The organism is Antarcticibacterium sp. 1MA-6-2 (assembly GCF_021535135.1).
Lineage (GTDB): Bacteria > Bacteroidota > Bacteroidia > Flavobacteriales > Flavobacteriaceae > Gillisia.
This window is the reverse complement of sequence record NZ_CP091036.1, coordinates 3087415-3099333: the sequence shown is the minus strand read 5'-3', so window position 1 is coordinate 3099333 and position 11919 is coordinate 3087415. Positions and strand designations below refer to the sequence as shown.

The following is an 11919-nucleotide window of genomic DNA, read 5'->3' as shown; positions in this document are numbered from 1 at the left end:
TTAATTGATATTTTCTTTATTAAACAAGTGAGTTACCCATTCCCTGCCCCAATTATTAAATTCCTCCTGTGACCATAAATTCGGAAAAAATGAATTCTTCTGAAAACTAGGAGGTAAAAATTCTTTCCAATTTGTTCCTCCTGTCGCTGCAATTGTATTTTTATCCTTCCTTAGGTAACGATGCGCTGCCCCCATGTGCATCAACAACCAGTTTACATTTACATTAACATCAAAAGTACGCAACGCTTCAATTAAATTCTTATTGTTCCTTTCCTCCTCAGGAAGCATCAAAAATTTATGATAAAGCGTTTTGCCTTTTACTTCATTAGCAATACGAAGAAATCTTCGCGTATACCTTAGCTCAAACTGTTTTAAGGTAAGAGTTTTTTCTTTGGTAGAAAGATCAATTCCTCCTTTTTTCCAGTAAGAATTTTCATAAAGCTCTTCAATAGGATTAGCTGGAGTAAAAGAATTGCGTTCGTTATGAGTGATCAAATGCTCAAGAGGTGTGGAATAAATTTCTATCATCCTGAACTGAGCGGACTGGAAACCACTTGCAGGCAACAGAGCCATCCGGAATTTTAAAAATTGATCCCTGTCCATTCCTTTGATCATGACATCAAAAGAATTAATAAGAATTCTAATATAGCGGTTAAGCCTGTCCAGTTTTTCAAGATAGAACTTCGCAGTAAGATACTCTTCAGCAATTATTTGCTTTTGCTCATGGATCATGAGCTTAAAATAAAGTTCAGTAATTTGATGGTAAGTGATGAAGATCTCTTCATCTGGGAATTGGGTTTTTGTATTCTGAAGGCTTAAAAGAGTATCCAGACTTATATAATCCCAATAGGTTAAATATTTGTCATATAAAAGACCATCCAGGTAAGAACCCATATCCTGCCCGGAATTTTTGAACTTCTCTTCAAGTTGTAAAATTCGTTCAGCAATTTCGGGCTTGATCTCTTTCATTCAATCTAACTTTAATCGTATATTATCTGCAGAGGATGTTTTAAACCTTTAAATTCATCCAGGCTGGCATTAAGAGAACCTACAGCCAGGTTTGCACTTATCTTTACAGGCATTTTATTTAAATCGTCACTCACCCAAAAAGTAAGGCTTTCCTTCTCCTCAAACACTCTTCCTGCCAAAACGTAGGGCCGGAATTTTAAAGTGGCAATTTTACCAAATTTTGTCTTAATAACCTCCTTTCCCAGGAACTTTAACTTGAACTCGTGATGTTCTTTATCGTAAAACATATTGAGGTTATACTCCTGCCCAGGAATTAAAGCTTTTTCGTTTAAATCATTGCGGAGGTAATAAAAAGCTGAAAGCATATCATGAACATTATCCGGAGTCGAATAATTATGATTCTCATTATTCTTACGATCAAATACAAAAGCTTTATTTTGAGACTGATTAAAATCTATTTGAAGATCTTTAGTATAGCCACCTTCATCAATTTGACGAATAAACCTGTATGGCAAACCGTTATTTGCATCTATATAACTTTCATAATTATCTTCAACTTTAAATACCAGGTGGAGCATACCTGATGATTTACCTTTTCCTACAACGTGGAATACTTTTTTATTATTAAAGTTGGTCTCCTTTACATTTAGAGTTGCATAGCCCGCATTTATAGGACCGTAATGAACCCGAAACTTAAACCATTCCCCATGGTCAAAAGCCTGCTGAGAAAAAATTTGAAAAGGAAGAAGTAATAGTAGAAGTGAAATTATAGTAATCCCGTTTTTCATATATCAAAATTTAATAGAGGCTTATCACATTTGGCCCATCTATTTGTAAGAATTACAATTTCTATTCCAAATGTAAAAAAACAAAAAACCCCATCAAATTAATGACGGGGTTTTTATCTTATTAACCAACTAAAACTTAAATTATGAAAAAAATTAAACATTTGGTAACCACTCCAAAATTCGGTGCAAAAGTCCCATAACTTAAGGTTATTTCCTAACAAAATTTTAAGTTTAACTAAAAATATGTCATCTTAAGCTATTTATTTTTATTTATTAAGCGAAGTTTTCAATATTTTGTGATTATTGAAGTGTACCCCGTAAATCCTGCTCCCTTTCAATTGCTTCAAAAAGAGCTTTAAAATTACCTTTCCCAAAAGATTGCGCACCTTTTCGCTGTATGATCTCGAAGAACATGGTAGGACGATCTAATACAGGCTTGGTAAATATCTGCAATAAGTAACCCTCATCATCACGGTCAATCAAAACACCAAGCTCTTTTAAAGGCTCAAGATCTTCATCAATCTCTCCCACTCTTTCCAACACTGTATCATAATAAATCTCTGGCACATATAAGAATTCCACTCCGCGATCCCGTAATTGCGTTACGGTTTCAATAATATTATCGGTTGCAACGGCAATGTGTTGAACTCCCGCCCCGTTGTAAAAATCTATATATTCCTCGATCTGTGATTTCTTTTTACCTTCCGCAGGTTCATTAATAGGAAATTTGATCCTGCCATTCCCATTACTCATTACCTTACTCATTAAGGCTGTATAATCTGTAGAAATATCTTTATCATCAAAGGACACCAGCTGAGCAAAACCCATAGTCTTAGCGTAAAACTCACACCATTTGTTCATTTCGTTCCAGCCTACATTTCCCACCATATGATCAATATATTTTAATCCCGTAGGCTCCACCTGGAATTTAGGGGTGTAGGCTCTGTAACCGGGAAGGAATGGTCCATTGTAATTGCTGCGCTCCACAAAAAGATGTACCGTTTCTCCATAAGTGTGGATTCCTGAAATTACCACAGTTCCATTCTCGTCCTTCATTTCATAAGGCTCCACATAGGACTCTGCTCCACGATGGGTCGTCTCCTGGTAACTTTTTCTTGCATCATCTACCCACAAAGCCACCACCTTTACCCCGTCACCATGTTTATTAATATGCTCATTTATAGCCCCTCCCGGTTGCAAGGGAGAAGTTAATACCAATCTTATTTTTCCTTGTTGCAGCACATAGGATACACTGTCTTTTCTTCCCGTTTCCAAACCGGAATATGCCATAAGCTGGAAACCCCAGGCTTGTTGATAATAAAACGCTGCCTGCTTTGCATTACCTACATAAAGTTCAACAAAGTCCGTCCCCAACAAAGGCAGAAAATCTTCAGCCTGTTGTACGGTTTTTTTTAGTTTTAATGAAGTGCTATCTGTGTTCATGCTGTTTTAATTAGAAGATTAAGTGATTAGATAATATTTTAATCACGTTGTATACTTATTCTTTATAATCCTTTTTTTGAGGAAGATATTTTGTGATACGTTCATATTTTCTCATTCATTTACCTGACAGTGGAACTAATCATTTTTTTCAAGATCCTAACAATAGATTCCTGACCTACCAGGAGGTAAACTGTTTTTGGATAGCTGGTAATCACCTTGTATAAAAATTAATCATCTTCTTCACCAGCTTCTTTCAGTGTAAATTTCATTTTACAAATAAAATCTCTCGTGCTTTCAACATTTTTAGATCCTTAATACTTGTTCCAATTGATGTCACGGATATCAACTAATGATCAAGCCAGGATTTATGGTATTCTTCATCAGCTATTTTCATCGCTTCTTCAGTCACTTTGAGGGGCTTAAAAGTATCTACCATAACGGCCAATTCTTCGGTCTCTACCTGTCCTATACTCCTTTCAACAGCTCCGGGATGTGGGCCGTGGGGTATTCCAGCAGGATGTAGTGAAATATGACCTGCTTCTATATCGTTACGGCTCATAAAATCTCCGTCGACATAATAAAGAACTTCATCGCTATCAATGTTGCTGTGACTATATGGCGCTGGAATACTTTCGGGGTGATAATCGTATTTCCTGGGACAAAAACTGCAAACCACAAAAGCATCTGTCTCAAAGGTTTGATGTACAGGTGGTGGTTGATGAATTCTCCCGGTAATAGGCTCAAAATCGTGAATTGAAAAAGCGTATGGGTAATTGTAGCCGTCATACCCAACTACATCAAAAGGATGCGTTGCATAGATCATATCAAAGATCTCTCCCTGTTTTTTCACCTTAATTAAAAACTCTCCTTTTTCATCATTCGTTTCCAATTCGTAAGGTCGGCGAATATCGCGCTCGCAAAAAGGGGAATGTTCCAGCAACTGGCCAAACCAGTTCCTGTAGCGTTTCGGAGTATATATTGGTCTTCTGGATTCTACGATAAACAGGCGATTTACCTCATCATCAAAATCGATCTTGTAGATCGTCCCCGGGGGGATCAACAGGTAATCTCCATATTTGAAATCCAGGTTCCCGAGGTGGGTGCGAAGTTTTCCGCTTCCTTTGTGAATAAACAAGAGTTCATCTGCATCTGAATTTTTATAAAAGTATTCCCTGGTTGAACCTTGTGGAGCGGCAAGGGCAATATCACAATCGCTGTTGGTTAGCACCACTTTCCTGCTCTCAAGATAATCGGGATGGGGTACGGTTTGAAATCCTCTAAACCTGTATGATTTAATATTGTTTTCTTTGGCTATTTTCGGCTTTATACTATAACTGCCTTTGACCTCTTTTACCTGAGTGGTAAGTGTTCGTGATACATATTTAAATACATCCCGTCAAAGCCTATCGTTCCAAATAACTGCTCATAGTAAAGGCTTCCATTCGGCTTTTTAAAGACGGTATGTCTTTTATGTGGAATCTTCCCTAATTTGTGATAAAAAGGCATAATCTTTATAATTTAGGGTTCCAATATTCTGCAGAACCTGAGTGATTCTTATTTTTTTTGAAAAATATTTCGATTATCACAAATATCGATAATTAAAACCAATATCTCTCTTAACGAAGGTTTAAATGTAGAGAGGCCTTTTCAAGTTAATTTCCTCTAAAACCAAAATCCCAAACTGAAAAACCATTGGCTGGATGACAACTCGGGAGAATACGAATATTTCACCTCCACAGGACCAAAAATCGTTTCCAGCCCATATCCCAGGGCATAGCCGGAATATTCGGGTAAAGTTAACCAGTTTCCAGATCCAAAAAGATTGTTATCTACATTGGCAAAATTTGCACTGGCAATAAGATGATTTCTTCGGAAAAATTCAAAATCTACTTCGAGAAGACTTTTTATATAACTATCCCCCGAAATATCTATGAAATCATATCCATAAAAAGGTATGAGATTATTAATAGGAGCATTTCCGTACCCTCCAAGAAAAAAATTGAGGGTATTATTGGAATAGGTTCCTATTCTAAAGCCAACTTCAGAAGAAATTTTTCCGGTAATTCTGGAATGAGGTGAAAAAACATATCCCAGTGATCCCCTGGTTATAGAAAATTCATCGAAATTTTCTTTATACCTGGAGGAAAGTAAATATAAGTTTGTGCTTCCTTCAAAATAAACTCCCCGGTTAGGGAAATATTTGTTGTCATAGCTGTCCAGCAAAAGAAAGCCAAAGGCGCTGTAGTAGTTGCTGTGGTCAAACACTGCAGCCGGACTCGACGCTCGCGTGGTCACTGGGCTCAGAGTTTCAGAAGTTATTTTTAAAAATTTATGCTCCACTCCCACCCCAAAAGAGAATATTTGCTGAAAAAGCGTTTCCAGGTATATCTGGTTGGTGATATCCTGGTAATCCACTTCAATCCTGTTGATCCCAATATCGGGTAATTTTTCGCTGTCATAAATAAGATCAGATGCCACTCCTTTGTCAAAGCTACTGTACCGCGACCTCACCCCCACGCTCCAGTAATAACCTTTATCTATGTAATAGTGAAAATTATACCTGAAGTTATCTCCCAGAACAACATCGAGAGAAGCCACATCATTGGTGAAAAAATTACTTTTCCTTGTAAAGTTAATAAGGGCACCACTTTTATAAAGATCGTCGTAATGAAGCGCCAGTCTTAAAAAAGATTTACTCCTGCTCTCTTCTACCTGTAATGCCAGGGTGTAGGTACTGTCATTGGGAATAAGATTGTAATTGATCCTATTAAAATTTCCGGTAGCTGCAAGATTATTTACTCCCTTATTAAGATCTTTTAAAGTGTACCGGGAATTGTATCTCAACCTAAGCTTACCCTGAATGTATGCCCGGGGATACGTGTTGCTACCTTCCATACTAAGTGCATCAATATTAATATTATCAAGTTTTATGCTCTTCTTTACGGGAGAATAATTCTCTTCCTGTGTTGCCGAAATCTTTTCCAATTCTGCCATTTTCTCTCTGGCGGCTTCTTCCCCGGCTTTAATGATCTCTGTCCCCTGTTCAAAGGAGAGTACACTGTATTTGCTAATTTCCGGCTTAATATAAACTTCAGTTAGTTCCACTTTATCTTTCATGTCACTAATTGTCCTAAAGTTGCTTATTTGAGTAAGAATATCGAAGACACTTCTAAGTTGTTCACGGGTCATTAGCGTATCCTGAACATCTACTCCAATAACAATTTCTGCTCCCCGATTTTTAAGTTCTTCCACAGGATAATTATTAGTAACTCCACCATCAGTAAGTATTTTACCGTCCATTCGTACTTAGCTGAAAAAAGGAGGGAATTGCAGCGCTGGCTGAAACTGCCTTTGCCAGGGAGCCGCTGTCTAATATTACTTCTTCTCCTGTTTCAATGTTTGATGCTACACAAAAGAACGGAATTGGCAACTGCGAAAAATCCCGAACATCTCCCAGATGTACAGTAAGCCGGGAAATGAGGTTATAAATATTTTGCCCTTTGGATAAACCTGAAGGGAATGCCACCTGAAAATTATTAATTGGAAGGGTAAGGGCATATTTCTCGGTTTCCTCCTTTTCATAAAAAGTCTTGGAACTTCGGGGGATATCATCCTGTAGAAGGATATTAAAATTAATTTCGTGAAAGAGAGAATCGAGCTGGGCAGCTGTATAACCAGATGCATAAAGCGCACCTACAATGGCACCCATACTACTACCGCCAATGTAATCTATTTTTATTCCTGCTTCTTCAATCACCTTTAAAGCTCCAATATGAGCCAGGCCCTTTGCCCCACCTCCGCTTAAAACCAGCCCTACCTTAGGATCTTCCTGTACCTGGGCAAAATTGAACAGGGGAAAAAGCAAAAGAAGCAACAGGATTTTCTTCATTTATTCTGAATTATAATTTTTATAGATTATGCCTGCTTTTGCAGTTCCTACCACCTGTGCCAGCTCATCCATTCCTGCTTCTTTTATTCTTTTTAGTGACCGAAAATGTTTTAATAGCTCCACCACTGTTTTATCTCCTATTCCGGGAATTGCTTCCAACTCTGTATTTAACGCGGTTTTACTGCGTTTATTCCTGTGAAACGTAATTCCAAATCTATGTGCTTCGTTCCGCAATTGCTGAATGATCTTCAGGGTTTCACTCTTCTTGTCCAGATAGAGGGGTATAGAATCCCCGGGATAATATATTTCCTCCAGGCGTTTCGCTATACCTATTATTGCTATTTTCCCTCGTAGACCCAAAGTTTCAAGTGCCTTAACACCTGAAGATAACTGTCCTTTACCTCCATCAACAATAATTAACTGCGGCAGGGGTTCTTCTTCATTTAATAATCTTTTGTACCTCCGGAAAACAACTTCTTCCATAGATGCAAAATCATCTGGACCCTCCACTGTTTTAATGTTGAACTTACGGTAATCTTTTTTGCTGGCTTTTCCATTTTTAAAAACCACACAGGCAGCAACGGGGTTAGTACCCTGGATATTAGAATTATCAAAACATTCTATATGGCGTGGCTCTTCATGAAGCCTTAGATCCTCCTTCATTTGTGCCATAATCCGGTTCACATGCCTGTCAGGATCTACAATTTTCATCTGCTTAAACTGCTCCTGCTAAGTAATATCTCGCATTGCGATGTGATAATTCCACAATCTTCTTTTTATCTCCCAACTGCGGCACAATAATTTTTACCTCCTCTCCTACTTCAACGTCAAAGGGAACATAAATCTCTCTGGAATTAGAATTAAACCTTTGCCTTATCTCGACGATCCCTAATTCAAGAAGTTCCTTATCTGTCTCATCCAGCTTTTTTTTCATTTCAATCGTGTGGGATCGTATTATAGCTCCGTGAGAGATTTGCAGAAAATTTACATAACCATAACCTTCATCACTAACAATAGAAAAAACATCTACATTATTGATACGAGGATTAACAACAGTAGATCTTGACTGGTAATTTTCCAGAACATCAATTTTGTTTTTGATTCGTTGTGCCTCCTCAAACTCCATATTTTCAGCATACTGCTTCATTTGCTGCCGGAACTGATTAAGAGAGTCTTTAAAATTTCCTTTAACTATCTCCCTGATAGCAGAAATATTCCGATTGTATTCTTCTTCCGATTGTTTATCCTCGCAGGGGCCTTTGCAATTCCCTAAATGGTATTCAAGACAAACCCTGTACTTCCCGTTCTGTATCTTATCTTCAGCAAGATCATAATTACATGTACGCAGAGGATAAAGACCCTTTATTAAGTCAAGAAGAGTATTGACTGTTTTAAAACTGGTGTAGGGGCCATAATACTCACTCCCGTCCTTTACCAGTCTACGGGTAGGGAAGACACGGGGAAATCTTTCGTTCTTAATACAAATCCAGGGATAGGTTTTATCATCCCTAAGCATAACGTTAAACCTTGGCTGATGCTTTTTAATAAGATTATTCTCGAGCAACAGCGCATCGGTCTCAGACTCTACGACAATATGCCTAATCTCTTTAATCTTTTTTACCATTACCCCAATGCGGTGACTGGTGTGGCCCTTTGTGAAATAGGAAGTAACTCTTTTCTTCAGGTTCTTTGCCTTACCTACATAAAGGATCTTCCCGTTCTTATCGTAGTATTGGTAAACTCCGGGATTCTCGGGCAATGTTTGAAGTTGAACGTTTAAAGCAGGTGTTTCCATTAATTCAAAGGTATTACATATTCCCGGGAGGCTTAAATCCTGAAAGCCGACAAAATGTTAAATTTTTGTCCTCTGCGCCTCCTGAAGTAACAATAAAGGCCTGAAAATCTGGGAGCTCAGGATTTTAAGGATGCTATAAGAAAACTCCAATAATCATTTTAGTATCTTGCAGTTATGGATAAAAAAGTAATAGGTAGGGTAGATAAAGCAGATTTTCCATTGTTGAACCTTGAAGATGTTGCAATTAAAATAGATACCGGGGCCTACACTTCTTCCATTCATTGTGATAACATTGTTGAAAAGGAAGACGCTTTACATTGTACATTTTTAGATGAAGAACACCCGCTCTATAACGGGAAAGAATTTATCTTTAAAGATTATGATGTGGTATTTGTACGCAGTAGTAATGGAATTATGCAGCAGCGCTATCAGGTACAATCCACTATAAAAATTTTCGGTAAGATTTTTAAAATTTCACTTTCTTTGTCGGCCCGGCAAGAGATGCGATATCCGGTGTTAATTGGAAGAAAATTTCTAACCAAGAAGTTTATAGTAGATCCGGAACTCACCGATGTTTCCTTTAATTTAAAAACAAATGAACATAAAAATTCTATCAAGGAATAGTCATTTATATTCCACACAGCGTCTTATCGAAGCTGCTAAAAAAAGAAACCACCATGTAGAGGTTATTGATCCTCTTAAGTGTGATCTTATAATTGAAAAAAGAAACCTTCTATATTTTACCGCGGGAAGACCTTAGCTGATACCGATGCAGTAATTCCCAGGATTGGAGCATCGGTTACATTTTATGGGACTGCAGTAGTTCGACAGTTTGAAATGATGGGCGTATTTACTACTACAGAATCTCAGGCACTTGTGCGCAGCAGGGACAAGCTTAGAAGTCTCCAGGTACTTTCCCGGGCCCGTCTTGGTTTGCCAAAAACAGTCTTCACTAATTATTCCAAAGATGTGGGAGAAGTGATTGACCATGTTGGTGGCGCACCATTAATTATTAAACTTTTGGAAGGCACACAGGGATTGGGAGTTGTACTTGCTGAAACTAAAAACGCTGCCGAATCGGTTATTGAAGCTTTTAACGGGCTACAGGCCAGGGTAATTGTTCAGGAGTTTATAAAAGAGGCCGGGGGAGCAGATATTCGCGCACTTATAGTGGATGGCCATGTAGTGGGCGCAATGAAACGCCAGGGTAAAGAAGGAGAATTCCGGTCTAATTTACACCGCGGAGGAACGGCCAGCGTTATAGAACTTACAGACGATGAGGAAAATGCTGCAATAAAGGCTGCAAAATCTATGGGTCTTGGTGTTGCAGGGGTAGATATGCTTCAAAGTTCAAGAGGTCCACTAATCCTGGAAGTAAATTCCTCGCCCGGCCTCGAAGGAATTGAAGCAGCAACCGGGAAGGATATTGCCAAAACCATCATTCGATATATTGAAAGAAATGTTTAGCCTATGGCTCATATAGACAAGAACAATGTTCTTGAAATCTTAGGTAAAAAAGTTCTTCCGGGAACGGGTGCCGTGATTAACCTTAACATGGCTAAACTATATACAACTACCTCTGTCGAGGTGCCTGTTATCATTGAAAGATCTAAAAAACCCGGACCTGTGGTTCTGCTTACTGCTGGAATTCACGGGGATGAAATTAATGGGGTAGAGATCGTAAGACAGGTAATTTCAAAAAATATAAACAAACCTGTTAAAGGAACAATTATTTGTATTCCCGTAGTCAACGTATTCGGATTTCTTAATATGAAAAGGGAATTTCCCGATGGCAGGGATTTGAACAGGGTTTTTCCGGGAACAAAAAATGGCTCCCTTGCCAGCAGATTTGCTTTCCAGTTTGTTAAAAAGATACTTCCGGTAGCCGACTTTTGTCTTGATTTTCACATAAGCGGTGCCAGTAGGTTTAATGTTGCGCAGGTTCGGGTGCTTAAAGGAGACGAAAAAAGTATGAAATTTGCTCATATTTTTAACGCGCCTTTCACCATATATTCCAAAACTATAGGAAAATCTTACCGGGAAACCTGTTACAAATTAGGGAAAATGGTTTTGCTCTTTGAAGGCGGAAAGTCAATGGATAGCAACAGGGAAATCGCACGGCTGGGAGTGGAAGGAACTATGCGCATTTTAAAACATTTGGGGATGTTAAAACCTCGATTTGAAATTGAAGATCCTCCTACCCAAACTAATATAATAGAAAACAGCACCTGGATGCGCGCGAAATACAGCGGCCTCCTCCACGTGAAAATTGAGTGTGGAAGACGGGTAGAAAGAGGGGAATATATTGCCACTATTACAGATCCCTACGGAAAGTTTCGCCACAAGGTGATTGCGCCACACGAGGGATTTATCATTAACGTAAATGAATCGCCCATTGTCTATCAGGGAGATGCGATATTTCATCTTTCAACACCTGCACGACCCAAAGAAGAAGCTGATGAAGGATAAATTGAGACAAAAATATTCAGCTTTAAGAAATGAATTAAGTAATTCTCAAATTGAGGAAAAAAGTTTGGAGATCGCCAACAGGCTTTTAGAACTTCCAATCTGGAATTACAGCTTTTATCATCTTTTCCTGAGCATTTCAGAAAAAAAAGAGATAGATACAGAGCCACTGCTGCACATCTTACAGGGAAAAGACAAGAATATTGTTCTTTCCAAAAGTAATTTCACAACACGGGAGCTCACAAATTACCTTCTTACTGACTCTACGGTAATTAAGAAAAATGAATGGAACATCCCTGAACCAGTAGACGGGATCGAGATTCCTGCCTCTAAAATCGACCTTATCTTTGTACCGCTTATGGCTTTTGACCTGGCAGGTCATCGGGTAGGTTATGGAAAAGGTTTTTACGATATTTTCCTGTCCTCCTGCCGGAACGATGTAATTAAGATTGGCCTGTCACTTTTTGAAGCCGAAGAGGAGATTCCCGGCCTTTTAAATAGCGATATACCTATGAATTATTGCATTACACCGAATAAAACGTATTTCTTTGAAAAATAGGATTTCTATA

8 protein-coding genes and 3 pseudogenes are annotated in these 11919 nt (G+C 38.4%); 4 read left to right on the top strand and 7 right to left on the bottom strand.

Features of this window, described 5'->3' with window-relative positions:
- The 7 genes and pseudogenes from LZ575_RS15820 to uvrC form a co-directional block, all read right to left on the bottom strand.
- Nucleotides 1-969, bottom strand: coding sequence for a tryptophan 2,3-dioxygenase family protein (locus tag LZ575_RS15820; protein ID WP_235325511.1), 969 nt, complete (start codon nucleotides 967-969; stop codon nucleotides 1-3).
- 11 nt (nucleotides 970-980) lie between these two features.
- Nucleotides 981-1757, bottom strand: a complete 777-nt coding sequence (locus LZ575_RS15815) for a DUF3108 domain-containing protein (RefSeq protein WP_235325509.1) — start codon at nucleotides 1755-1757, stop codon at nucleotides 981-983.
- A 300-nt stretch (nucleotides 1758-2057) separates the two neighbouring features.
- On the bottom strand, nucleotides 2058-3200 hold the full coding sequence (hppD, locus tag LZ575_RS15810) for a 4-hydroxyphenylpyruvate dioxygenase (RefSeq protein WP_235325507.1): 1143 nt from the start codon (nucleotides 3198-3200) through the stop codon (nucleotides 2058-2060).
- 346 nt (nucleotides 3201-3546) lie between these two features.
- A pseudogene (locus tag LZ575_RS15805) lies at nucleotides 3547-4706 on the bottom strand (homogentisate 1,2-dioxygenase).
- A 156-nt stretch (nucleotides 4707-4862) separates the two neighbouring features.
- On the bottom strand, nucleotides 4863-6500 hold the full coding sequence (locus LZ575_RS15800; protein ID WP_311195830.1) for a patatin: 1638 nt from the start codon (nucleotides 6498-6500) through the stop codon (nucleotides 4863-4865).
- The gene (locus tag LZ575_RS23900; RefSeq protein WP_311195829.1) at nucleotides 6490-7089 is read right to left on the bottom strand and encodes a patatin-like phospholipase family protein; all 600 of its coding nucleotides are present in this window, start codon (nucleotides 7087-7089) and stop codon (nucleotides 6490-6492) included. The genes LZ575_RS15800 and LZ575_RS23900 overlap by 11 nt, the downstream gene beginning before the upstream one ends.
- Nucleotides 7090-8884: pseudogene (uvrC, locus tag LZ575_RS15795) on the bottom strand (excinuclease ABC subunit UvrC).
- A 174-nt stretch (nucleotides 8885-9058) separates the two neighbouring features.
- On the opposite strand from uvrC, the gene LZ575_RS15790 reads away from it, so the two are divergent.
- The 4 genes and pseudogenes from LZ575_RS15790 to LZ575_RS15775 all read left to right on the top strand — a co-directional run bounded on the left by LZ575_RS15790 (nucleotide 9059) and on the right by LZ575_RS15775 (nucleotide 11909).
- Nucleotides 9059-9508, top strand: coding sequence for a RimK/LysX family protein (locus LZ575_RS15790; RefSeq protein ID WP_235325505.1), 450 nt, complete (start codon nucleotides 9059-9061; stop codon nucleotides 9506-9508).
- Nucleotides 9480-10351 (top strand): annotated as a pseudogene (gene rimK, locus LZ575_RS15785) (30S ribosomal protein S6--L-glutamate ligase). The gene LZ575_RS15790 and the pseudogene rimK overlap by 29 nt, the downstream one beginning before the upstream one ends.
- A 3-nt stretch (nucleotides 10352-10354) precedes the next feature.
- Nucleotides 10355-11353, top strand: a complete 999-nt coding sequence (locus LZ575_RS15780) for a succinylglutamate desuccinylase/aspartoacylase family protein (RefSeq protein ID WP_235325503.1) — start codon at nucleotides 10355-10357, stop codon at nucleotides 11351-11353.
- Nucleotides 11343-11909 (top strand): 5-formyltetrahydrofolate cyclo-ligase, encoded by a 567-nt coding sequence (locus LZ575_RS15775; protein WP_235325501.1) that lies wholly within the window; start codon nucleotides 11343-11345, stop codon nucleotides 11907-11909. The genes LZ575_RS15780 and LZ575_RS15775 overlap by 11 nt, the downstream gene beginning before the upstream one ends.
- Nucleotides 11910-11919 lie beyond the last annotated feature (10 nt).

Bases quoted from the DNA above. Each gene is read 5' to 3' on its own strand.
- LZ575_RS15820 (WP_235325511.1), bottom strand. From the start codon at position 969: ATGAAAGAGATCAAGCCCGAAATTGCTGAACGAATTTTACAACTTGAA.
- LZ575_RS15815 (WP_235325509.1), bottom strand. From the start codon at position 1,757: ATGAAAAACGGGATTACTATAATTTCACTTCTACTATTACTTCTTCCT.
- hppD (WP_235325507.1), bottom strand. From the start codon at position 3,200: ATGAACACAGATAGCACTTCATTAAAACTAAAAAAAACCGTACAACAG.
- LZ575_RS15800 (WP_311195830.1), bottom strand. From the start codon at position 6,500: ATGGACGGTAAAATACTTACTGATGGTGGAGTTACTAATAATTATCCT.
- LZ575_RS23900 (WP_311195829.1), bottom strand. From the start codon at position 7,089: ATGAAGAAAATCCTGTTGCTTCTTTTGCTTTTTCCCCTGTTCAATTTT.
- LZ575_RS15790 (WP_235325505.1), top strand. From the start codon at position 9,059: ATGGATAAAAAAGTAATAGGTAGGGTAGATAAAGCAGATTTTCCATTG.
- LZ575_RS15780 (WP_235325503.1), top strand. From the start codon at position 10,355: ATGGCTCATATAGACAAGAACAATGTTCTTGAAATCTTAGGTAAAAAA.
- LZ575_RS15775 (WP_235325501.1), top strand. From the start codon at position 11,343: ATGAAGGATAAATTGAGACAAAAATATTCAGCTTTAAGAAATGAATTA.